At 63.0% G+C, this 22,269-nt stretch carries 19 protein-coding genes; 7 read left to right on the plus strand and 12 right to left on the minus strand.

Translation table 11 applies throughout. The features are described from left to right. Positions 1–156: 156 nt before the first annotated feature. Both KC8_RS19465 and KC8_RS19470 read right to left on the minus strand, forming a co-directional pair. A protein-coding gene (locus KC8_RS19465; protein ID WP_157663893.1) for an IS3 family transposase occupies positions 157–1,328 on the minus strand; the annotation gives its coding sequence in 2 pieces (ribosomal slippage) (positions 157–1,064 and positions 1,064–1,328; 1,173 coding nt in all). Positions 1,329–1,593: 265 nt separating this feature from the next. Beyond that, on the minus strand, positions 1,594–2,538 hold the full coding sequence (locus KC8_RS19470; protein WP_010125993.1) for a LysR family transcriptional regulator: 945 nt from the start codon (positions 2,536–2,538) through the stop codon (positions 1,594–1,596). 130 nt (positions 2,539–2,668) lie between these two features. Here KC8_RS19470 and KC8_RS19475 point away from each other — a divergent pair, with 130 nt between their 5' ends. After that, positions 2,669–3,442, plus strand: a complete 774-nt coding sequence (locus KC8_RS19475; protein ID WP_010125992.1) for an SDR family oxidoreductase — start codon at positions 2,669–2,671, stop codon at positions 3,440–3,442. Positions 3,443–3,691: 249 nt separating this feature from the next. Next, on the plus strand, positions 3,692–8,146 hold the full coding sequence (locus tag KC8_RS19480; protein WP_010125990.1) for an autotransporter outer membrane beta-barrel domain-containing protein: 4,455 nt from the start codon (positions 3,692–3,694) through the stop codon (positions 8,144–8,146). 434 nt (positions 8,147–8,580) lie between these two features. Here KC8_RS19480 and KC8_RS19485 read toward each other — a convergent pair whose 3' ends face one another. Together KC8_RS19485 and KC8_RS19490 are read right to left on the minus strand one after the other, a co-directional pair. Next, a complete protein-coding gene (locus tag KC8_RS19485) occupies positions 8,581–8,961 on the minus strand; it encodes a VOC family protein (RefSeq protein ID WP_010125989.1) in 381 nt (126 codons plus the stop codon). A gap of 22 nt (positions 8,962–8,983) precedes the next feature. Beyond that, positions 8,984–10,093 carry an S-(hydroxymethyl)glutathione dehydrogenase/class III alcohol dehydrogenase gene (locus tag KC8_RS19490; RefSeq protein ID WP_010125988.1) on the minus strand — a complete coding sequence of 370 codons (1,110 nt, stop codon included), beginning with the start codon at positions 10,091–10,093 and terminating at the stop codon, positions 8,984–8,986. A 158-nt stretch (positions 10,094–10,251) separates the two neighbouring features. Between KC8_RS19490 and fghA the strand changes: the two genes are divergently transcribed. After that, a complete protein-coding gene (gene fghA / locus KC8_RS19495) occupies positions 10,252–11,097 on the plus strand; it encodes an S-formylglutathione hydrolase (protein ID WP_010125987.1) in 846 nt (281 codons plus the stop codon). 39 nt (positions 11,098–11,136) lie between these two features. On the opposite strand, the gene KC8_RS19500 is transcribed toward fghA, so the two are convergent. The 4 genes from KC8_RS19500 to KC8_RS19515 form a co-directional block, all read right to left on the minus strand. Beyond that, positions 11,137–12,603: a cytochrome P450 gene (locus KC8_RS19500; RefSeq protein ID WP_335696224.1), complete on the minus strand. Its 1,467-nt coding sequence runs from the start codon at positions 12,601–12,603 to the stop codon at positions 11,137–11,139. 2 nt (positions 12,604–12,605) lie between these two features. After that, a complete protein-coding gene (locus KC8_RS19505) occupies positions 12,606–14,033 on the minus strand; it encodes an aldehyde dehydrogenase family protein (RefSeq protein WP_029624592.1) in 1,428 nt (475 codons plus the stop codon). A gap of 13 nt (positions 14,034–14,046) precedes the next feature. Next, complete coding sequence (locus KC8_RS19510; protein ID WP_010125984.1) at positions 14,047–14,925, minus strand: SDR family NAD(P)-dependent oxidoreductase; 879 nt, start codon at positions 14,923–14,925, stop codon at positions 14,047–14,049. Positions 14,926–14,994: 69 nt separating this feature from the next. Beyond that, positions 14,995–15,567, minus strand: coding sequence for a TetR/AcrR family transcriptional regulator C-terminal domain-containing protein (locus KC8_RS19515; protein WP_232455589.1), 573 nt, complete (start codon positions 15,565–15,567; stop codon positions 14,995–14,997). Here KC8_RS19515 and KC8_RS20455 point away from each other — a divergent pair. Further along, positions 15,547–16,119 carry a hypothetical protein gene (locus tag KC8_RS20455; protein WP_232455590.1) on the plus strand — a complete coding sequence of 191 codons (573 nt, stop codon included), beginning with the start codon at positions 15,547–15,549 and terminating at the stop codon, positions 16,117–16,119. The two genes, KC8_RS19515 and KC8_RS20455, sit on opposite strands and share 21 nt — an antisense overlap. Positions 16,120–16,138: 19 nt before the next feature. Next, complete coding sequence (locus KC8_RS19525; protein ID WP_138956701.1) at positions 16,139–16,405, plus strand: hypothetical protein; 267 nt, start codon at positions 16,139–16,141, stop codon at positions 16,403–16,405. A 98-nt stretch (positions 16,406–16,503) separates the two neighbouring features. Here the strand turns inward: KC8_RS19525 and KC8_RS19530 are convergent, their stop codons facing one another. The 3 genes from KC8_RS19530 to KC8_RS19540 all read right to left on the minus strand — a co-directional run bounded on the left by KC8_RS19530 (position 16,504) and on the right by KC8_RS19540 (position 19,449). Then, positions 16,504–17,724, minus strand: a complete 1,221-nt coding sequence (locus KC8_RS19530; RefSeq protein WP_010125979.1) for an NADP-dependent isocitrate dehydrogenase — start codon at positions 17,722–17,724, stop codon at positions 16,504–16,506. Between the two features lie 195 nt (positions 17,725–17,919). Then, positions 17,920–18,270: a PilZ domain-containing protein gene (locus KC8_RS19535; protein ID WP_138956700.1), complete on the minus strand. Its 351-nt coding sequence runs from the start codon at positions 18,268–18,270 to the stop codon at positions 17,920–17,922. A 78-nt stretch (positions 18,271–18,348) separates the two neighbouring features. Next, positions 18,349–19,449, minus strand: a complete 1,101-nt coding sequence (locus KC8_RS19540) for a GGDEF domain-containing protein (RefSeq protein ID WP_010125977.1) — start codon at positions 19,447–19,449, stop codon at positions 18,349–18,351. A 91-nt stretch (positions 19,450–19,540) separates the two neighbouring features. Here KC8_RS19540 and KC8_RS19545 point away from each other — a divergent pair, with 91 nt between their 5' ends. Together KC8_RS19545 and KC8_RS19550 are read left to right on the plus strand one after the other, a co-directional pair. Then, the gene (locus KC8_RS19545; RefSeq protein WP_010125976.1) at positions 19,541–20,545 is read left to right on the plus strand and encodes a threonine aldolase family protein; all 1,005 of its coding nucleotides are present in this window, start codon (positions 19,541–19,543) and stop codon (positions 20,543–20,545) included. Beyond that, positions 20,542–21,459 (plus strand): DMT family transporter, encoded by a 918-nt coding sequence (locus KC8_RS19550; RefSeq protein WP_010125975.1) that lies wholly within the window; start codon positions 20,542–20,544, stop codon positions 21,457–21,459. The genes KC8_RS19545 and KC8_RS19550 overlap by 4 nt, the downstream gene beginning before the upstream one ends. Here the strand turns inward: KC8_RS19550 and KC8_RS19555 are convergent. Continuing rightward, on the minus strand, positions 21,369–22,208 hold the full coding sequence (locus KC8_RS19555) for an epimerase (RefSeq protein WP_010125973.1): 840 nt from the start codon (positions 22,206–22,208) through the stop codon (positions 21,369–21,371). The genes KC8_RS19550 and KC8_RS19555 overlap by 91 nt on opposite strands. Between the last annotated feature and the right edge of the window lie 61 nt (positions 22,209–22,269).

Consider the following 22,269-nt stretch of genomic DNA (forward strand, 5'->3'; position numbering starts at 1 on the left):
ATACCAAGAGAACCAATCCTCTGATGGAGGCAATGCGCACAGCTCCCTTGGGCCGGGCGCAAAAGCAGTTAATCGAACTGCGCGATCATTGGGCGAAACATGGAGTTTCGGATTCACCCATTTGATCGGCCCCCACCGAGTGGTCCGGTTTGATTGTTAGTGCATTGTTGCTTCCGCCGCCATTGCTGACGGTAGGTGGAGCGAAGCGGAACCGGACGGCGGCAATGGCGGTGTCGCACTTTCCGGGGCCGGCGGCCGATAGCCGAGGCTGCTGTGCGGGCGAACGGTGTTGTAATGCCGCCGCCAGGCCTCGATCAGCACCTTGGCCTCGGCGAGGCTGTAGAAGATCTCGCCGTTGAGCAGTTCGTCGCGGAGCGACCCATTGAAGCTTTCGTTATAACCATTCTCCCACGGTGAACCGGGCGCGATATACAAGGTCTTCACGCCGATCTGGGCGAGCCATGTCTGCACGGCAGTGGCGATAAACTCGGCGCCATTGTCCGACCGGATATGAGCCGGTGGTCCCCGCGCGATGAACAGGTCAGCGAGAGCCGCCAGCACATCTTCATGCTTGAGCTGGCGTGCCACGATAAGCGCGAGGCACTCCCGGCTGGCCTCGTCGATAATGGTGAGGATCCGGAACTTGCGCCCGTCATGCGTACGGCCCTCGACGAAGTCGTAGGCCCAGACATGCCCTGGATATTCCGGCCTGAGCCGGATACACGAGCCGTCGTTCAGCCATAACCGGCCCCGCTTTGGCTGGCGCTGTGGCACCTTCAACCCCTCCTTGCGCCAAATCCGCTCAACGCGTTTGCGGTTCACCGTCCAGCCGGCATCGCGCAGCAATGCGGTCACCCGGCGATAGCCGTAGCGGCCGTATTGCTTGGCCAGTGCGATAATGTCCTCGGTGAGCCGCACCTCATCATCCGCCCCGCGCGGCACCTTGCGATGCGTCGACCGATGTTGCCCGAGCACCCGGCATATACGCCGCTCGGACACTGGCAACTCCCGCCGCAACTGATCGATACAGCGTCGCCGCCGCGCGGGGCTCAGAAGTTTCCCCGAGCGGCCTCCTGAAGGATCAGCTTGTCCAGCGTCAGGTCCGAGATCGCCCGGCGAAGCCGCAGATTCTCCTTCTCCAGATCCTTCATCCGCCGCGCCTGGTCGGTCTTCAGACCGCCATATTCCTTGCGCCAGCGGTAGTAGGTTTGCTCGGTGACCGCGATGCGCCGGCAGGCTTCGGCCGTCGTTCCACCCTGCGCCAGCACGATCTCAACTTCACGCAGCTTGCCGATGATCTCTTCCGGCTTGTGCTTCTTGCTCGGCATTCGTCGTCCCTTTCGTGATCCAGACTATCATAGTCGATGGACCACTCAGACGGAGGCAGATCACACTCGCCAGAGGCCCGCCAACGCCTTTGCTGGTGGGCACGGATTAAATCTACTAATTCAGTAGTGATTCCAATATAGTTTTGCTTGGGCGCCCCAAAGACGTGTCACGGCAGTGGTTTAGGTTGCGTCCGGCTGCCGGATCGGCGCGGAATATGGCCCCCGAACATGGCCGCCCCAGCCCCGCGCGACCAGCGAGGTGCCGTCAGCGCGCGCCGAACTCGGTTACCCATGGCAATGATCCATCGGCCACCAGCGTTTCCCGCTTCAGCAATTCCTCCAGCCAGTCTGCAAAGACCGCGAGGCGCCGCGAGAGATGCTGGCGATGGAGATAGAGCAGCGTCATCGCCATCGGTTCCGCGCGATGTCCCGGCATGACTTCAATCAGTTCGCCAGCATCAAGATGAGCCTTCACGTCATAGGCCGGAATCTGGATCAGCCCCAACCCGGCGAGGCAACAGGCGATGCAGGCTTCCGCACTGTTGACGATGACGCTGCCATGCGTCGCCCGCGTCATGATCGCGCCGCCTTCCATCCATTCCCATTCCTCGATCCGCCCCGTCGAAGGTGAGGCGTAGCGAACCGTCCGATGGCTATCGAGGTCCGACGGATCAAGCGGGATGCCATGAGCAGCCAGATAAGCGGGACTGGCCACGTTGATCAGTGGCAGGGCTCCAACGGTGCGGCCGATCAGGCGCGAATCCGCGAGCGTTCCGACACGCACGACGCAATCGACATTTTCCTCGACGAGGTTCACCGCACGATCGGTGACGCCCAGGCTGATCTCAATGTTGGGGTAACGATCGAAGAATGCGGGCAGCGCGGGTGCGACAATGAGCCTGCCGATCCGGCCTGGCACATCGACGCGCAGCAGCCCGCTTGGTCCCGAAACGGCTTCACGAAACAGGCCCTCGACATCTTCGACTTCTGCAATCAGCCGCAGGCAGCGTTCCTGAAGGACAAGGCCATCTTGTGTCGGCGTGACACGCCGCGTTGTTCGGTTCAGCAGCCGCGCGCCCATCCGAGTTTCAAGCTCCTGAATCGCAGCAGATACCGATGAACGCGGCATGCCCAGCATATCCGCCGCACGGGTGAAACTCGCACATTCGACCACGCGCGCAAATATCCTGAACAGGTCGATACGGTCCAATGAGATGCCCGATTGTTCGCTATAACCGACATATCATGTCAGATCGGTCGGCTTTATACCAATAATATGAATTCGTACCTTCTGCGCCACGGAGCCGGATGCTGCTCCATGGGCTTCAGGAGGCACAAGCATGACCGATCACAGTATCAAGGGCAAAACCGTTCTCATCGCTGGCGGCGCGAAGAATCTGGGCGGATTGGTCGCTGCCGATCTGGCCCTCCATGGCGCGCAAGCCATCGCGATTCACTATAACAGCAGCGCGACCGCTGCCGATGCGGAGCAAACGGTTGCCGCGATCAAGGCGGCGGGCGCGCAGGCCCATGCGTTCCAGGCGGACCTGTCCACGGCCGGCGCGATCGAGAAATTATTTGCCGATGCCAAGGCCGCCATGGGCGGGATCGACATCGCGATCAACACCGTCGGCAAAGTGCTGAAGAAGCCGATGGTTGAGATTTCGGAAGACGAATATGACGGCATGACTGCGGTCAATTCGAAGACGGCTTTCTTCTTTCTCAAGGAAGCAGGCCGACAGCTTAACGACAATGGCAAGGTGCTGACGGTCGTTACATCGCTGCTCGGTGCGTTCACGCCTTTCTATGCCGCCTATGCTGGCACGAAGGCACCCGTCGAGCATTTCACGCGTGCAGCTTCCAAGGAATTTGGCGAACGTGGGATTTCAGTGACGGCGATCGGGCCGGGCCCGATGGATACATCCTTCTTCTACCCCGCCGAAGGAGCCGATGCGGTCGCCTATCACAAGACGGCGGCGGCACTGTCCAATTTCTCAAAGACGGGCCTGACCGATATCGAGGATATCGTGCCCTATATCCGCTTCATGGTGTCCGAGGGCTGGTGGATGACCGGCCAGACCATCCTCGTCAACGGGGGCTATACGACGAAGTGAAACGGGAGGGGGCGGGTTCGCCTGCCCCCGCCGATCAATGGCGCCGGACCAGCCACGATACCGATGAGCAACAAAAGATTAACCTTGGCCAATCTATTCTCAATAAATGCAGTGACTTGACGTGTGTCTGCCATGCCTGGCTTCGCTGCTGGCGCAGTTTGCCTGCGACGCGGCGGCGGCTGCGCGCCGCCCTGCCTGTGGGCGGCTGTGTATCATGGGAGAGATACTGAAATGGTGAGGCCGACATCGATGGATCGCGCGAAGCCGGCCGGCTCGCGCCAATCTTTGCTCCTGTCGACGGCGGTTGCCGCGCTTGTCTGCGTTGCCCTCTGCGCCAGACCGGCCAGTGCGCAATCGGTATCAGGCACGGGTGCGCTGACCCCCGGCGCCGTTCAAAGCCCGGTCTGGACGATCGGCGCGCCTTTGATTGTCGGAGACGGTAGCGACGGCACGCTGAGCATCGCGGGCGGCGGCTCGGTCGACAATGACAGCGGCACCATCGGCAGTGACGCCACAGGGGCGGTTACCGTGTCCGGCACGGACGGCAGTGGCAACGCATCGACCTGGGCCAACGATGGCGACCTTGCCATCGGGGTTGGCGCCAGCGGCCGGGGAACGCTGGGCATAGACGGCGGCGGTGTAGTGAACGTCACCGGTGTGGGTTTTGTCGGTCTGGACGTGGGAAGCCAAGGAGACGTTACCGTCTCGGGGCAGGACGGCAATGGCGATGCTTCGACCTGGGCCATTGGCGGTGATCTGGTTATCGGCCAGGACGGCACTGGTACGCTAAGCATCATGGACGGCGCTCTTGTCAGCAATGAAACGGGCTACATTGGCGCCGACGCCGGATCGCAAGGCACGGTCATCGTCTCGGGGCGCGGCACCAACGGCACCGGCGCGACCTGGATCAACAGGGGCGATCTTCGCGTGGGTGACGCCGGCTCGGGTGAACTGACCATCCAGGACGGCGGCTTGGTGCGCGTCGGTGGCGACCTGTCGATCGGGAACGATGGTGCCGGCATCCTTAACATCACCAGCGGCGGGAAAGCGGTCAGCACCAGCGGCGGCATCGGCGGCAATAGCGGTGATGGGGGGCGGGTGCTGATCACCGGGGCAGGATCATCCTGGGAAGCCAGCGGACGGATCACCGTAGGCTTGTTCGGAATCGGAAGCCTGCGCATCGAAGATGGCGCCACCGTGTCGAGTGGCGACGGCGTTGTCGGCAGCAGCGCGCGTGGGGATGTCGTTGTTTCCGGTTCGGCAAGCGCATGGAGCAATGCGGGACAACTGACCGTAGGCAGCTTCGCCACCGGGACGTTGCGCATCGAGGATGGTGCGAGCGTCACCAGCAATCAGGGCTATATCGGCGCGAATGCCGATGGCAGCGCCGTCGTGACCGGTGCGGGGTCGAATTGGTGGGTGACAGACTACACCATGACCATCGGCAACCTAGGGGCCGGCACGCTGACGATCGAGGATGGCGGGCGGGTCCGGGCTGAGGGCGGATTCTCCCTCGGCGTGACGGGAGGCTCCAGCGGAACCCTGATCCTGCAGGGCACGGCGGCCAATCGCGCCATTCTGGAAACCAGCCAGATCGGGGCCGGCCTCGGCACGGTGAACCTCACGATCGACGGCGGCGTGCTGCGCGCCACAGAGGACACCGACGATTTCTTTGTCGATTTCGACGCACACAATATCACGCTCGGCACAAATGGCGGGGTTATCGACACCGATGGCCACGATATCGGCATTTCGCCCCGTTTCGTCGGCGCCGGCAATCTGATCAAGGACGGTATCGGCACGCTGACCCTGACCGGGGACAATAGCTATGGCGGCGGCACGACGATCAACGCGGGCACGCTGCAGCTTGGCGATGGCGGGACAAGCGGCAGCATCGTCGGCAATGTCACGAACGACGGCCTGTTGGCGTTCAACCGTTCCAACACCCTGACCTTCGCCGGCACTATCACAGGCGCCGGCGGCGTAGTGCAGCAGGGACCGGGAACGACGGTTCTGACCGCCGACAACAGCTATCGGGGCGCAACGACCGTCATGGCGGGCAGCCTGTTCGTGAACGGCGACCAGAGCGGCGCGACGGGACTGACCAGCGTCGCCGCCGGTTCGACCCTTGGTGGCCGGGGCGTGATCGGTGGCAATGTGGCGCTGGCCGACGACGCGACGCTCGATCCCGGCGGCATCGATGGCGCGCCAGGCACGCTTACGATCAACGGCAATCTATCGCTGTCATCGGGTTCGAAGCTGTCGATGCAGTTCGGCCAGGCCAACATTGTGGGAGGTCCGTTCAACGACCTGGCCAGTGTCGGCGGCAACCTCATACTGGATGGCACGTTGAATGTCGGCGTGCCCAGCGGCGGCACCTTTGGCCCCGGCGTCTACCGCGTCTTCGATTATGGCGGAATGCTCACCGACAATGGCCTTGCGCTGGGAACGATGCCAAGCGGAAGCACGGTCTTCGTCCAGACATCGATCGCGGGCCAGGTCAATCTGGTGAACACCGGCGGCCTTGCGCTCAATTTCTGGGATGGCGATGCCGGCCCCAAGTTCAACCAGGCCGTCAATGGCGGAAACGGCGTGTGGCAGAACGGCACCGGCAACACCAACTGGACCGATGCCAATGGCGCGTTGAACGCCGTCTATGCCGATGGCGCCTTTGCGATTTTCCAGGGCGCAGGCGGCACCGTCACGGTTGACGACGGCCTCGGCACCGTCCGCACGTCCGGTATGCAGTTCGCCGTCGATGGCTACACCATCACCGGCGCTCCGCTTGACCTTATCGGCACGCAGGCGATCATCCGGGTCGGCGGAGGGGCGGCGACCGACGCAGGCCTGACCGCCACGCTTGCGGCCAACCTCACCGGCTCGGCACAATTGGTCAAAACGGACGCGGGCACGCTGATCCTGCGCGGCAGCAACAGCTATGCCGGTGGCACCGCAATCAATGGCGGCACGCTCCGGATTTCGGCCGACGCCAATCTCGGCGCGACGAGCGGCCCCCTCAGCTTCGACGGCGGCACGCTGGATACAACTGCCAATCTGACGAGCGATCGCACCGTTACGTTCATGGGGGCGGGAACCGTGGCGACCGAGGCGGGGACGACCTTCATGCTCACGGGTAGCCTGTTCGGTTCCGGCGCCTTCGCCAAGACAGGGGCGGGGACGCTAGTCTTCACCGGCGATGGCAGCGGCTATTCCGGCGCTGCAAAGGTGGACGCCGGCACGCTTGCCATCAATGGTCTGATGCGCGGCAACATGGCGGTTAACGCGGCCGGCCGGCTCGTGGGCACAGGCCAGGCCGGCACCCTTACCAATAGCGGCGTCGTCGCGCCGGGCTTTGAGGGTGCCATGGGTACGTTGACCGTCCAGGGCGATTATGTCGGCAATGGCGGCCGCCTTGAAATCGTCGCGGTTCTGGGGGGTGACAATTCGCCGACGAGCCGCCTCGTGGTCAACGGTGCGACATCGGGCGCCACCCAAGTGGATGTGATCAACCGGGGCGGGCTTGGCGGGCAGACGGCGGAAGGCATCAAGATCGTCGATGTGGCAGGCGCGTCCAGCGGCCGTTTCGTGCTCAATGGCGACTATGTATTCCACGGCGATCCGGCCGTGATCGCGGGCGCCTATGGCTATCGCCTCTATCAGGGCGGGACAGTGAATCCCGCGGATGGCGACTGGTATCTGCGGTCCGCGCTGATCGATCCGGGGCAGACCGATGGGGGTGGTAACAGCGGGCAGACGCCGCTCTACCAACCCGGCGTGCCCGTCTATGAAGGCTATGTCGCCAATCTGCAGTCGCTCAACACTCTGCCGACACTCCAGCAGCGGATCGGCAACCGGAGTTGGGCGGCTGGCGCCGGTCCGGAAGGCAGCGGCATCTGGGGGCGGATGGAAGGCACCCTCGATCGCGCCAATGCGGCATTTTCGACCAGCGGTGCGGATCAGGACATCAATAGCTGGAAGGCGCAACTGGGTGTCGATCGGGTGCTGGCCGGGACCGATCAGGGTGAGCGGCTCGTGGCGGGTATCACCGCCAGCTACGGCACGGCCGACAGCCAGATCGATTCGGCCTTCGGCAATGGCACGATCAAGACCAGCGGCTATGGCGCCGGCGTGACCCTGACCTGGTATGGCCGAACGGGCTTTTATCTCGACGGACAGGCGCAGATCGGCCGCTACAGCAGCACCCTCAGGTCAGGCATCCTTGGAATGCTCACGCGTGATCATGACGGCCGTGGGGAAGCGTTCAGCGTGGAGGCTGGCAAGCGCATGTCGATCGGCGGCATGCTCAGTATCACGCCGCAGGTCCAGATGGTCTATTCCCATGTCGCCTTCGATCGCTTCACCGATGCGGCGGGCGCCATCGTGGCGGCGGACAAGGGGGACAGCCTGAAGACGCGCTGGGGGATCTCGCTCGATCACCAGGGCATGAGAGAAAATGGCCGCAGCCATGTCTACGGACTCGTCAACGTCAACTATGAATGGCTGGGCGGTGCAAGCGTGCTGGTGTCGGACACGCCGATCTATCGCGCTGACGAGCGGCTCTGGGGCGAACTTGGCCTGGGCGCCAGCATGGGTTGGGCCACCGGCCTCACCCTCTATGGCGAAGTTTCCGGCAGCAGCCCGTTCCGCAATTTCGGCCAAAGCTATATGCTGAGGGGCAATGTTGGTCTGCGAATACAGTTCTGACCATGGGGTTCACGCCATCGATCAGATGTCGGCGTGAACCGCCCCGCTTTTGCCGGGTCTCCTGCAAGCTGAGGTAGGGGTGCCATCTTCGTGTCAACGGAACTTCACCCGCGACAGGCGCGAGCCTGAAGGCGATCCGGACAAGTCCTTGGCGTTGCCGCCGAAGGGGATGGCTTGCGCGAATAGGTGGCAGATCACGTTGGAGCCTGAAAATTGGCTTGGCCTGCATCCCGTGATAATTGCCGATTCATGGTGTTATGCGCACCTTGCGATGCGAAAAGATGCTTCGAACCCGGCAGTGTTGCATGGCTGGGGAGGGCAATTCACAATCAATATTCAAAATAGCTGCATCTAATCAAATCATTGCGATCACTTATTCGATTTCCGCTGCCGCCAATACAGGCCCCGGCGTGAGCCGGAGCCTGATCCGCCGATTATGCCGGGCGGTACAGTGCGCAAAGCTTGTTGCCCGCCGGATCCCGCAGATAAGCGAGATAGAGCTTGCCAAACCCGCCTTCGCGATAGCCGGGCGGGTCTTCGCAAGTGGTGCCGCCATGGGTGATACCGGCGGCGTGCCAGGCATCGGCCTGGTCGGACGATGTGGCCGCAAAGCCGATCGTGCCGCCATTGGCAGGGGTTGCCGGCTGGCCGTCGATCGGTTTGGTGATCATGAACAGCGCGCCATTGTGCATGTAGATCACACGGCCCTTATCGTCGGTGAAACCGGGCTTCGCGCCGAGGGCGCCCAGCACGGCATCGTAGAAGGTCTTCGATTTGTCGATGTCGTTCGTGCCGACCATCACATGCGAAAACATGGCATCCTCTCCCTTATCGTTATCAGAACACGACGACGGAGCGGATGCTCTCGCCGGCGTGCATCAGGTCGAAGCCCTTGTTGATCTCTTCCAGGCTCAGCACATGGGTGATCATCGGGTCGATCTCGATCTTGCCGTTCATATACCAGTCGACGATTTTCGGCACGTCGGTGCGGCCCTTGGCGCCGCCGAATGCCGATCCCTTCCACACCCGGCCGGTGACAAGCTGGAAGGGCCGCGTGCTGATTTCCTTGCCGGCTTCGGCAACCCCGATGATGATCGATTCACCCCAGCCACGGTGGCAGGCCTCCAGCGCGGTGCGCATGACCTGCGTGTTGCCGGTGCAATCGAACGTATAGTCGGCGCCGCCGTCCGTCAGTGCGACGAGATGCGCGACCAGATCGCCGGATACCTTGGTGGGGTTCACGAAATCGGTCATCCCGAATTTGCGGCCCCAATCCTCCTTGGAATCGTTGATATCGACACCGATGATCTTGTCGGCGCCCACCATCTTCGCGCCCTGGATGACGTTGAGGCCGATGCCGCCAAGGCCGAAGACGATGACGTTCGATCCCGGCGTCACCTTGGCCGTCTTCACCACCGCGCCGACGCCCGTCGTTACCCCGCAGCCGATGTAGCAGCTCTTGTCGAACGGCGCGTCCTCGCGGATCTTCGCCACCGCGATTTCAGGCAGGACGGTGAAGTTCGAGAAGGTCGAACAGCCCATATAATGGAAGATCGGCTGGCCCTTGTAGCTGAACCGGCTCGTGCCATCGGGCATCAGCCCTTTGCCCTGGGTCGCGCGGATCGCGGTGCACAGGTTGGTCTTGCCGCTGAGGCATGATTTACACTGGCGGCATTCGGGGGTGTAGAGCGGGATGACATGATCGCCTGGCACGACCGAGGTAACCCCCGGTCCCACCTCGCGCACGATCCCGGCGCCTTCATGGCCCAGGATCGACGGGAATATCCCTTCGCTGTCCAGGCCGTCGAGCGTGTAGGCGTCGGTGTGGCAGATGCCCGTCGCCATGATTTCCACCAGCACTTCGCCGGCCTTCGGACCTTCGAGATCGACCTCAACGATTTCCAGCGGCTTCTTCGCCTCAAACGCAACGGCGGCGCGGGTCTTCATCGGTGCACTCCTCCCGGAAAATTACTGCGGCAACGCATATTGCCTTGGCACCGGCCTGGCTAGGTGGTGCGCGCGGACGGATAAGCGGATAGGGAGCCATATTGCGGGGCCGCGACCGAACGGTCGGCGCGGCGGACGAGTGATGGGGCGCAGGCGCGATGACGATCGAAACCATTTCCAGCAATCGCAGTTTCGGCGGGGTGCAGGGTGTGTACCGGCATGCTTCGGCGGAAACCGGGACGGACATGACATTTTCGGTCTACCTGCCGCCACAAGCCGAAGCGGGGGCAAGGTTGCCAGTCGTCTGGTATCTGTCGGGGCTGACCTGCACCCATGCCAACGTCACCGAAAAGGGCGAATATCGACGCGCTTGCGCGGAACTGGGCCTGATCTTCGTGGCGCCGGATACCAGCCCGCGTGGCGAAGGCGTGCCCGACGATGCCGATGCGGCCTATGATTTCGGATTGGGCGCGGGTTTCTATGTCGACGCCACCGAAGCGCCATTTGCCGCCCATTATCGCATGCGCAGCTATATCGAACGCGAACTGCCCGCACTGATCGCGGCGCATTTTCCGGCGGATATGGGCGCCCAGGCGATCATGGGCCATTCGATGGGCGGGCATGGCGCGCTAACGATCGCGCTGCGCAATCCGGCTGCCTATCGCAGCATCTCCGCCTTCGCGCCGATTGCATCGCCGCTGCGCTGCCCCTGGGGCGAAAAGGCGCTGACCGGTTATATCGGCCAGGACCGTGGGGCGTGGCGGAATTATGATGCGACCGCATTGATCGCCGATGGCGCCCGCGTGGCGGACCTGCTGGTCGACCAGGGGACGGCGGATACTTTCCTTGAAACCCAGCTGAAGCCCGAATTGCTGGCGGAGGCCTGTTCTGCCGCCGGCATTCCACTGACGCTGCGGATGCAGCCGGGCTACGACCACAGCTATTATTTCATCGCGACCTTCATGGACGATCATCTGCGCTGGCACGCCGATCGCCTGAGGTGAGTTCCCCCCTCCCGCGCCATGCGGGAGAGGGGAGGGGCGTCACACGGCGCTGGGATGGCGTTCGCGGACAACCCGGACGGCAAAGTCCATCGCCGGCCCCGGGGTGGGCGATGTTTTGGTCTTGAGCACATAGTTCGGCGTCGGCAGCGCGAGTTCGAACCGGTGGAAGATGCGCGCAATGCTCATCGCCATCAGCACTTCGGCCAGCCCCTGGCCAAGGCAGCTGTGCGGGCCGCGGCCGAAGGGTGAATAGGCCCCCTTCTGGAGATGTTCGGCGCGCGGCCGCTGGTAGCGATCGACGTCGAACTTGTTCACGTCAGGGAAAAATTCTTCCATGAAGTGCGGCACGCTGGTGCCGATATACATCATTTCGTTTTCGGGGATGATGTAGCCGGCAAATTCGAAATCGCGCGTCGCGGTGCGCATCTGGGCAACGGCGATCGGCCACAGCCGCATCGCTTCCATGCACGCGCCGTTGATGACGGGCAGGCGGCGGATATCGTCCTCCGTCAGCGTTTCCTTGGTGAACAGTTCGTCCGCTTCGGCCTGAACGCGGGCCAGCGTTTCGGGGTTTTTGAGAATGCCGTAAATGCACGCGGCCATGGTGTTGGCCGCGGTATCCAGCCCCGCGACATAGGGGCCGGTGACGGTAAGGATCAGATTCTGATCCGGCATCAGATCCTTGTCGACGCGGTTGGTGCGGATGATGTCGGCGATCAGATTCTTCGGCGCCGTGCCTTCGGCATCGCGGCGCTGGAAATCGGCGATCATCGTGTGGCCAAGTTCTTCGACCCGTTTGCGCGCCTTTTTGAAACGCGGATCGTACAGCATGATCTTGGGCCGCTGGCGCGTGACCAGCACGTTCAGGATCGTGAGGATCGCGAAACGGATGTCGGTCACATATTCCAGCGGGGCCTGCCCGGTCATGAGCATGCCGAGCTGTTCGACGACCATATATTGCATGCCTTCGACCACCGGCACGCTGGTGCCGACATCCCAGCGCCGGCCGAGCGCGCGATCGGTGATGTCGCGCAGATTATCATATTGGCCCTGGGCTGCTTCGCGTGAGAAGCCTTCGCGCATCATCGTCCGCAGGCGCATATGGCGTTCGCCATCGACCGACGTGATCGTTTCCGTCGCGCCATATTCATTGATCAGCCCTTCCCAGAACTCCTTCGAGCGCAGGGAATCGCGGCCTTCGCGCGTCGTCATGAAGGTGGCGGATTCGGGGCCGGCGATGACGATGGATTCGCGGCCGAACACCTTGATCCGGTAAACCGGGCCATATTCGCGGTAGCAGCGAAGGAAGAATGCGGCTGGATCCTTGGCCATTTCGAGGGTATTGCCCAGAAATGGGATTCCTGGGACCACCGGGATTTCACTCGCGGGGCGCGCTTTTGGGGCTGCGACGGCGGGTTCCGTATGCTTGTCGAGAACAGTTGCCATTAAAACCTCCTGCATAGCAGAGGATGGCCGCCCCGGCGCGTGGCCGGGGCGACGGATCATTTTCAGGTGTCCGGCGTGAGCAGATGTTCGATGAACATCGCGGCTTCCGGCGGGAAGGGCGGGTAGAACATCATCGCGCCCTGTGACGGATCCAGCGCATCTTCGACGACCGCGCGGCCGTTGGAAAATTCCTGGAAACCGGCCTTGCCACCCAGCCGGCCGATGCCGCTGTGGTTCGATCCCCCGAAGGGCAGTGTCGCGATATTGGCCTGGATGGCGGCATTGTTCACCGCCGCCGTGCCCGAACGGGTGTTTTCGATGTACCAGTCGGCGGTTTCACGATCCTGCGTGAAGACATAGAGGCCGAGCGGCTTGGGCCGCTTGGCGATTTCGCGGGCGGCTTCTTCGCGGGTGGAGAAGCCGTGGACGGTCAGGACCGGGCCGAACACCTCTTCCTGGAAGATTTCCATATCCTCGGTCACATTGTCGAGGATGGTGGGCGATACGAAACGGGCCGCCGGATCGACCTCGCCACCCATCAGGACGCGGGCGCCCTTGCCGACGGCATCGTCGATCAGCGCCTTGATCCGCAGGGTGTGCCGTTCATTGATGATGCGCGGCAGATCGGCCGAAGCCTGGAAGCCTTCGCCGGCCGGGTTGTAGAAGGCGTTGATCTTGGCCTTCAACGTATCGACATAGGCGTCCTTCACGCTTTCATGGACCATCAGATAATCCGGGCACAGGCAGACCTGGCCGGCGATGAGATGGCGGACGAAGGCGATCTTCGAGGCGGCATCTTCGATATCGACGTCGCGTTCGATGACGGCGGGGTTCTTGCCGCCCATTTCGAGCGTCACGCCGGCAAAATGCTGCGCGGCGGCCTCCATCACCAGCCGGCCTACGCGGTTGTTGCCGACATAGCAGATATGGTTGAACGGCAGCTTCAGGAGCGCGCCGGCGACTTCGGGGCCGCCGGTGATGACGGCGACTTCGTTGGCGAGGCCAGCCTTCTCGATCACCTGCCGCACCATCTCGGCGGACAAAGGCGCTACTTCGGAGGGTTTCAGCACCACCGCATTGCCCGCAGCGATCATGCTGATCAGTGGCGACAGGCTGATCAGGACCGGCGAGTTCCAGGTCGACAGATGCAGCACCACGCCCTTGGGTTCCCAATGGACATAGGCCTTGCGCCCTTGCAGCGCGGGCACGTCTTCGACTGCTTCATTGCCCATCCAGCTTTCCAGCCGTTCGCAGAAGAAATCGATTTCGCCCTTCAAGGGGATCAGGTGGAGCTTGCCATCCATGCCCAGCTCATCAAGCCCGGCCTGGCCGATTTCGGCGCGCAGATCGTAAACCGCCTGATAGAGCGCACGCAGCTTGGCGGCGCGTTCGGCGGCGGTGGTGCGGGCGAGCGCGGGGGTGAGCGCGTTCAGCCGGTCGAACACGTCCTGATAGGCGTTGGCTTCCACCACGGGAGCATATTGGTTCATCGTTCCGAACTCCTTACAGCATATCCGGGATGGCAGGCTGGCGACGTTCGATCATGTCGTCGTAGCGCTTGCGGATCGCATCCTTGGTCTTGTCGGTCAGCGGCAGGATGTAGAAATCGTCGCGCAGGATCGACTGATAGACCTCCTCGGCGAAATCCTCGGGCTGGGTGAGCGGCACTTCATGGCCGATCATCATCTTCATCGCCGCCTGAAATTCATCGACATTGTTGATGCCGGCGCCCGACGCGATGGCCGGATCATCATATTCTTTCTGCAGGTTGCGGTGCGAACTGAACAGGTTGGTGTCCACCACATGCGGCCCGGGGAACAGGATCGCGGCACGAACCTTGGTGCCGGAGAATTGCAGCTGATAGGCCAGCACTTCCATCAGGGCGATCAGCGCCGCCTTCGACGATGAATAGGCCGCGCCGGTCGGCGGGAAAACGATGCCGGCACCCGACGAGGTGGACGCCATCAACGCGTCTTCGCCGTGGGCCAGCAGCGACGGCATGAACGAAAGGATGCCGTTCAAGGGACCGAAGAAGTTGACGTCCATCGCCCAGCGATAGGCCTTTTCCGGCGTGTCCCAGATGGTGGGGCCGCCGCCGCCGCCGACACCGGCATTGTTGATGACGATGTGCACCTTGCCAAATTCGGCCAGCGTGCGATCGCGCAGCGCATCGACGGCTTCGCGGCGTGACACATCGGTGATGTGGCCGATCGCGGTGCCGCCGGCTGCGTTTACTTCGGCCACGGCCGCATCCAGCGCGACCGGTTCGATATCGGCCAGCACGACCTTTGCCCCAGCCCTGGCAAGGCGCAGGGCGACCTGCTTGCCGACACCGCTGGCGGCGCCGGTTACGACCGCAACCTTGTCCTTGAAATCCTGCATATGCCTTTCGTCCTCTCTTATGATCTTATCGTTTTTGATCTTTTGGCCGGGGCAGGGGCGGTGAATGCGTCAGTCCCCGGGCAATTCTTCTCCGCGCTCACGGGCGATCCGTTCGATCAGGGGGGCAATCACCCTGGCGAGCATGGTTTCAGCCTCGGTAGAATAATGTTCCGCGTGGCGGCGGATCAGCGGCAGTTCTTCCGGTGCGTAATGGGTGAGGGCGGCCTGCACCCGCGCGGTGGACGAACGCCCCCGCGCGCGGCTGGCGCGTTCGCGGCAAATTGCAACGGCGCCGGCGATCGCCAGCGCGCCGATGTGCATCTGGATGTTGAGCGCTTCTTCCGGGGTGAAGCCACGCGCCACCATCGCCTGCAGGAATCGCTCCGCCACTTCGAGTTCGACTTCCGGCCCAAGCCCGGCATCGATGAACTGGACGATGATTTGCGGCTGCTGGACGAGTTGTTCCTGGATCGCCTGGGCGAAGATCACGAGAAACTTCGACCAGTGCAGATCGTCCGTCTCCTCCATATCGAGGGACGACACCTGGCGCGCCGCAGCGAGCTTCAATAGCTCGTCCCGGCTGCCAACATATTGATAAAGCGTGGCAGTGCCGACACCGAGATGTTCAGCAAGGCGTTTCATGCTGATCGCCGCCAGCCCGATTTCGATCGCGGCGTCGATCACCATGTCGCGAGTGAGCAAGCGAGGGCGGCCGATCGCGCGGCGTTGGGTGGATATTTCTCGAATCACATTCGGATACTCGTTCGAAAAGGTTTCGGCGTCAAGTCCGCAACGATCGGCGCGTGCTTGCCGATGTCGCGCGGTGACCATACAAAGCCTGCCATGCCATTCGGCCGCTTCCTAGCCCTGACGATTGCCGCGGTGCTTTTGGTGGCGCGTGTCGGGCCGGGATGTGCTCCGGCAATGGCGATGCCGGTCGATCAGGCCGCGATCATGGATGAGGGGATGGCGTGTCACGGCGGCACCCCGAATGAAACCAAGCCCGTCGCCGGTGCCAAGATCTGCATGATGGCGTGCGCGCCCGCGACGCCCGATCACCTGATTGCGGCCGCAAATATTGCGATGGATCCGGTTGCGCCGATCATGTCGGCCATTCAGCCATTGGCCGGATTCGTTATCCAGCCATCGATACCCCCACCACGTCCTGCCGGGCCAGTCATCCGGGAAATTTAAGCAGGATATGGAGATTATCATGAAACTGAAGACGATCGCCCTCGCGCTGACGATGGGCTTTGCGGTGCCAACCCTGGCTTATGCGGCGGAAGATTGCTGCCAGCCGGGAAAAGACGGCAAGCCCGGCGCCTGCTGCGAGAAAAAGGCCGATGGCGGCAAGGCCGCCTGCTGCGACAAGCATAAGGGCCACGGTAAGGATCATGGCAAGGATCATGGCAAGGCGGCCCCTGAAAAGGCCCCGGCCGATGACCATGCCGGCCATGGCGGACATACCGGCCATGATTGATTGATGCAACGAAGGCCGGGCGTTAACCTGGCCTTCGTTGCATATGAAAAACCCCCGCCAGTCAGGCTGACCGGCGGGGGTTTTCGTTTCGAACTGGCTTAGTTCCAGTTCGCCATTTCGGTTTCGAGGTTGACGCGGATCGCTTCGAAGAACTGTTCGGTCGTCATCCAGGGCTGATCCGGGCCGATCAGGATCGCGAGATCCTTGGTCATGTGGCCCTTTTCGACCGTCTCGATGCAGACGCGTTCGAGCGTTTCGGCGAACTTCACCACATCCGGCGTGCCATCGAACTTGCCACGGAACTGCAGGCCCTGCGTCCAGGCGAAGATCGACGCGATCGGGTTGGTCGACGTCGCCTTGCCCTGTTCGTGCATGCGATAGTGGCGGGTGACGGTGCCGTGGGCGGCTTCCGCTTCGATCGTCTTGCCGTCCGGCGACATCAGCACCGACGTCATCAGGCCGAGCGAACCAAAGCCCTGCGCCACGGTGTCCGACTGGACGTCGCCGTCATAATTCTTGCAGGCCCAGACGAACTTGCCGCTCCACTTGAGCGCGGACGCGACCATGTCGTCGATCAGGCGGTGTTCGTAGACGATTTCGGCGGCCTTGAACTTGTCCGCGAATTCGGCCTGGAACACTTCTTCGAACAGATCCTTGAAGCGGCCGTCATAGGCCTTGAGGATGGTGTTCTTGGTCGACAGGTACAGCGGCCACTTGCGATCGAGCGCATAATTCATGCTGGCGCGGGCGAAATCGCGGATCGAATCGTCGAGATTGTACATGCCCATGGCGACACCGGCCGACGGGAAGTGGAACACTTCCTCATCGATCTTTTCGCCATTGTCGCCTTCCCAGACGAGACGCAGCTTGCCGGGGCCGGGCACCTTGAAATCGGTCGCGCGGTACTGATCACCAAAAGCGTGACGGCCGACGACGATCGGATCGGTCCAGCCCGGAACGAGCCTGGGAACGTTCTTGATGACGATCGGTTCGCGGAACACGACGCCGCCCAGGATGTTGCGGATCGTGCCGTTCGGCGACTTCCACATCTTCTTGAGGCTGAATTCTTCGACGCGGGCTTCGTCCGGCGTGATCGTGGCGCACTTCACGCCGACGCCATACTTCTGGATCGCCTTGGCGCTGTCGATGGTGATCTGGTCGCCCGTCTCGTCGCGCTTCTGCACGGACAGGTCGTAATATTCGATCTTGAGGTCGAGATAGGGCAGGATGAGGCGTTCACGGATCCATTGCCAAATGATCCGGGTCATTTCATCGCCGTCGAGTTCGACGATCGGGGTCTTCACGGTGATTTTGGCCATGGAGTGTCCGCTTTCTCTGGGGAGTGGGGATTCGCCGGCCCGTCTAGGGAATGAGTGGGCGGCGATCAACCATGGCAGAGATTGACGGGGCCAGCTTTCGACGGATCGTGCGATATGGCGCGCCCGGGCGGCGGCAGCGGAGGAGATTCCGGCCGCAGCCGCCAAGGCGAATTTTCGGGGTGCGGCCTATGGGTTTCAGTTGGCCCAGCGCGCAACCGGGGTCACGACGTCCGTCACCATGGCCGGGGCGAGCGGTTCATCGAATGTCAGGCCGAAGCGCCGGCCCTGGACGCGCGCGATGACGGCATGGGCCTGAAGCCGGCCGCGCGTGAGCACGACGTGGGTGCCCTGGGCAAGCGGCATGGGGCAGGCGACCAGCGCGCCGCCTTCGGAAAGATCGAGCAGGACGGCGGTCGAGGCGCCCTGCGCGGTGTGGAGCTTGGCGGACAGCATCACGCGGTGCCGGCCGTGGCGGCGCTGTTCGTGGAACGCCGGATTTTGCGCCTGTGACGGCGCGAAGACATCTTCATCGATTTCCAGTTTCATCTTGTCCCCCAACTTCACGGCGGTCCGGCCGCGAGGACATTATAGGCGTCACTGGCTAACGACCGTTTAACCTTGCGCTTATTCGGCGATGCACACCCGGTTCCGACCTTCGTTCTTGGCGCGGTAGAGGGCGGTGTCGGCACTTTTGAGCGTGGCGGCCGGCCCCTTGCGGCCGTCCATCGCCGCGACGCCGGCGGAAAAGGTAAGCCGGCCAATCGGGCGACCGGTTTCCGCAACCTTGAATTCGCGCGAGGCGATCTCGTTGCGGATGCCGTCGATCAGATCGGCGGCGGCCTGCACCGACATGTCTTCGAACAGCATCACAAATTCTTCGCCGCCATAGCGGGCGACATAAAGCCGGTCGGAAGCATGGCGCGACAGGGACCCCGCAATGAACCGGATCACCTTGTCGCCAAGCTGATGGCCGTGAAGATCATTGATCGCCTTGAAGGCATCGATGTCGCAAATGGCGATCGACAGCGGCTTGCCCTGTTCGCGGGCGGCTTCGAAGGCCATCCGCATCTTGATATCCAGCGCACGGCGATTGGGCAGGCCGGTCAGCGCGTCGGTTTCGGCGGTCTTGCGCGCTTCGGCGAGATTTTCCCTGAGCACGGAAATTTCTCCGGCCGTGCGCTGCAATTCCTCGCGTGCGCTGCGCGTCTTGTCGATCATCGACCGGGTAAGCGACATCAGGGCGACCAGCGCTTCGGAACGAGGACCTGATTCGAGGGCATCGACGTTGCGCGCCAGGGCATCGCCATAATCGCGGGCGTCCTGGCCGGACCGATCGACGATGGACGCCAGCGATCCGAGCCGGCGCTGGGCTTCATCGGCCATGCGGCCCAATTCCGTCGCCGACAATTCGGTACGCCGCTGGGCCGCGATCGTGGCGGCCATGGCCGCCGTCAACACGCCATGCTGGCGGATCGCATCGTTCACCGCCGCCACGAGCAGCGCGTCGCCAGCCGTGAAATATCGATAGAGCAGTTCGTAATGGGCCGGTGACGGATCGAGCCCGTTCGTCACCAGCATATTGCCGATATCGGCGAAAAGGCTGGTGTGCGATGGCGGCTCATTCTCTGGTCGCGCTGCGTACATGGGTTCCTGGCCTGTCCGGACTGCACGATGCGAGCCGAAACCGCCCGATAGCCCGTCCTGCAAGTCAAACATAGTGAACATGGCACTAATCTGTCGGAAAATTCGTAATTGACAGATGCTAAGCGACAGAAGCCCGATTGACCGGCTAGCTGTCTCCGTCGAAAGGCATGGCATGCGCTTCTTTTCCGACAACGCCGCGCCGGTTGCGGATTCCGTGCTGGCGGCAATGGCGGCGGCCAATGTCGTCGACACCGCATATGATGGCGATTCGCTGAGCCGGGGACTGGATGATGCCTTTTCCACCCTGTTTGAAACGCGTGTCGCCGCCTTGTGGGTGTCGACAGGAACGGCGGCGAACGCGCTTGCGCTGGGGGCCTTGTGCCCGCCATGGCGCGGGATCGTCTGTCATCGCGATGCGCACATCAACAATGACGAGGCGGGCGCGCCGGAATTTTTCACCCATGGCGCCAAATTGTTGGCAGCAGAAGGCGAGGGGGCAAAACTGAGCCCGGCGTCGATCACGGCGGTGATCGATCTGATCGCCAACGATGTCCACCGCGTGCAGCCGGCGGCGATATCGATCACCAACGCCACCGAATATGGGCTGGTCTATACGCCCGATGAGGTGGCGGCGATCGGCGCGTTGGCGCGGGCGCGCGGATTTGGGCTGCATATGGATGGCGCGCGTTTCGCCAATGCGGTGGCGCATCTGGGATGTTCGCCCGCCGACCTGACATGGCGGGCTGGTGTCGATGTGCTGAGTTTCGGTTTCGTCAAAAATGGCGGGATGTCGGCCGAGGCCCTGATCTTCTTCAAGCCGGAACTGGCCGCCGATGTGGCGATCCGGCGCAAGCGTGCGGGGCATCTGCTGTCCAAGGGGCGCTATCTGGCGGCCCAGATCCACGCGATGCTGGCCGATGATCTGTGGCTGCGCAACGGGGCGGCGGCTAATCAGGCGGCGACGCGGATTGCGGCTGCGGCCGGCGCTGGCCGGCTGGTTCATCCGGTTCAGACCAACGAGATTTTCCTGGCGATAACGGCGGACGAAGCCGCGCAGTTGCGGGCGCAGGGTTTCGATTTTTACGACTGGGCGCCAAACGAGGCGCGTTTCGTAACGTCGTGGAGCCAGCCCGAGCACGAGGTTGCCGCGCTGGCGAAGGCCCTTGCCGCATTATGAGTGAAGCCCCGTTGCATTCCACCGCGCAGGCGCGTGTGTTCCTGCCGCTGCTGATCGTCACCCTGATCTGGAGTTCGACCTGGCTGGTCATCCGCGATCAGCTGGCGGTTGTTCCGCCAACATGGTCCGTCGCCTATCGTTTCGGTGTCGGCGCGGTGACGATGTTCATCTATGCTCTGGCGACACGAAAGCCGTTGCGGCTGACGCGCGAGGGCTGGCTGATCGCGGCGGTCGTCGGCCTCACCCAGTTCGTGTTCAATTTCAACTTCGTCTATCGCGCCGAACATTATGTCACGTCGGGGCTGGTGGCGGTCGTGTTTGCGCTGCTTGTCGTACCCAACGCCGTGTTCGGGAGGATTTTTCTCGGGCAGGGGCTGTCCTGGCGTTTCATCGCGGGGTCGGCCGTCGCGGGCGCCGGCATCGCATTGCTGTTCGTCCATGAACTGGCGGCGGGGCCGGCGGGCCGCGATGCGGTGGCGCTGGGGATCGGTTTCACCCTGCTCGGTGTCCTTTCGGCTTCCACCGCGAATGTCGTTCAGGGGGCCGAAGCGGCCAAGCGCCAGCCGATGGTGGCAGTGCTGGCGTGGGGCATGGCGCTGGGCGCATTGGCCAATGCGCTGCTGGGGTTTGTGACGGTCGGGCCGCCCAGCTTCGATTCGCGACCGGAATATACCGCCGGCATCCTCTACCTTGGGGTGATCGGATCGGCTTTGACCTTCCCCTTATATTTCGGCGTGGTCCGCGCGATCGGGCCGGCGCGGGCGGCGTATTCGAGCGTGGTGATCCCCGTGCTGGCGATGGGCCTGTCGACGATGTTCGAAGGCTATCGCTGGAGCGTGCTGGCGGCGGCGGGCGGGTTGCTGACCCTGGCCGGGCTGGTGATCGCATTGAGGGCACGCAGCCCGGCGCGATAATCCGGATAGAGCGGCTGCCAGCCGAGCAACCGCCTGGCCTTGCCGTTGGCCACGCGGCGATTTTCGGCATAAAAAGCGCGCGCCGCCGGGGATAGCCGGGCTTCGTCCAGCGTCTGCAATGGCGGCGGGGGCAGGCCCAGAAGATCGCAGGCATATTCGATCACCGCATTCTGGCCGGCGGGGCGATCATCGGCGATATTGTATGCGCCGGGTGGGCCGCACCGGATGCTGGCGATGACGGCGGCGGTGATATCGTCGACATGGATCCGGCTGAAGATCTGGCCGGGCAAGACGATGCGGTGGGCGGCCCCTTGCGCCACGCGATCGAGGGCGGAGCGGCCGGGGCCGTAGATGCCGGGCAGGCGAAACACGCGCGCCTGTGCGTGGAGGGCAAGCCAATCGGCATCGGCGCGGGTGCGGGCCGAGCGCCGCCCGCTGCCGGTTGGCGCGCTTTCATCGACCCACGCGCCGCCGGCATCGCCATAGACGCCGGTGGAAGACAGATAGCCGATCCAGCGTGCGGGCGCGGTGGCGAGGAGCGCGCCATAACGGACAAGCACCGGATCGGCGTCGCCGGCAGGCGGCACCGAGGACAGGATATGCGTCGCGGCGGCAATTTCGGCTGCGATCGCAGCGTGATCGTCCATCGCGTCGCGGGTAACGGGGACGACGCGCCAGCCTTCGCCTGCCAGCGCGCTGGCGATGCGGCCCGCCGTGTAGCCGGGGCCGAATATCAGGATACGGGACATGCCGTACTTGTAGATGCGCGAAGACACCACGGATACTCTCAACTGACTGGCATCCGCCGAA

Source organism: Sphingomonas sp. KC8 (assembly GCF_002151445.1).
Classification (GTDB): Bacteria; Pseudomonadota; Alphaproteobacteria; order Sphingomonadales; family Sphingomonadaceae; genus Sphingomonas_E.

What these genes read in the sequence shown, in the direction of transcription:
- KC8_RS19475 (WP_010125992.1), top strand. Translation starts at nt 2,669, where the DNA reads ATGACCGATCACAGTATCAAGGGCAAAACCGTTCTCATCGCTGGCGGC.
- KC8_RS19480 (WP_010125990.1), top strand. Translation starts at nt 3,692, where the DNA reads ATGGATCGCGCGAAGCCGGCCGGCTCGCGCCAATCTTTGCTCCTGTCG.
- KC8_RS19485 (WP_010125989.1), bottom strand. Translation starts at nt 8,961, where the DNA reads ATGTTTTCGCATGTGATGGTCGGCACGAACGACATCGACAAATCGAAG.
- KC8_RS19490 (WP_010125988.1), bottom strand. Translation starts at nt 10,093, where the DNA reads ATGAAGACCCGCGCCGCCGTTGCGTTTGAGGCGAAGAAGCCGCTGGAA.
- fghA (WP_010125987.1), top strand. Translation starts at nt 10,252, where the DNA reads ATGACGATCGAAACCATTTCCAGCAATCGCAGTTTCGGCGGGGTGCAG.
- KC8_RS19500 (WP_335696224.1), bottom strand. Translation starts at nt 12,603, where the DNA reads ATGATCCGTCGCCCCGGCCACGCGCCGGGGCGGCCATCCTCTGCTATG.
- KC8_RS19505 (WP_029624592.1), bottom strand. Translation starts at nt 14,033, where the DNA reads ATGAACCAATATGCTCCCGTGGTGGAAGCCAACGCCTATCAGGACGTG.
- KC8_RS19510 (WP_010125984.1), bottom strand. Translation starts at nt 14,925, where the DNA reads ATGCAGGATTTCAAGGACAAGGTTGCGGTCGTAACCGGCGCCGCCAGC.
- KC8_RS20455 (WP_232455590.1), top strand. Translation starts at nt 15,547, where the DNA reads ATGTTCAGCAAGGCGTTTCATGCTGATCGCCGCCAGCCCGATTTCGAT.
- KC8_RS19515 (WP_232455589.1), bottom strand. Translation starts at nt 15,567, where the DNA reads ATGAAACGCCTTGCTGAACATCTCGGTGTCGGCACTGCCACGCTTTAT.
- KC8_RS19525 (WP_138956701.1), top strand. Translation starts at nt 16,139, where the DNA reads ATGAAACTGAAGACGATCGCCCTCGCGCTGACGATGGGCTTTGCGGTG.
- KC8_RS19530 (WP_010125979.1), bottom strand. Translation starts at nt 17,724, where the DNA reads ATGGCCAAAATCACCGTGAAGACCCCGATCGTCGAACTCGACGGCGAT.
- KC8_RS19535 (WP_138956700.1), bottom strand. Translation starts at nt 18,270, where the DNA reads ATGAAACTGGAAATCGATGAAGATGTCTTCGCGCCGTCACAGGCGCAA.
- KC8_RS19540 (WP_010125977.1), bottom strand. Translation starts at nt 19,449, where the DNA reads ATGTTCACTATGTTTGACTTGCAGGACGGGCTATCGGGCGGTTTCGGC.
- KC8_RS19545 (WP_010125976.1), top strand. Translation starts at nt 19,541, where the DNA reads ATGCGCTTCTTTTCCGACAACGCCGCGCCGGTTGCGGATTCCGTGCTG.
- KC8_RS19550 (WP_010125975.1), top strand. Translation starts at nt 20,542, where the DNA reads ATGAGTGAAGCCCCGTTGCATTCCACCGCGCAGGCGCGTGTGTTCCTG.
- KC8_RS19555 (WP_010125973.1), bottom strand. Translation starts at nt 22,208, where the DNA reads ATGTCCCGTATCCTGATATTCGGCCCCGGCTACACGGCGGGCCGCATC.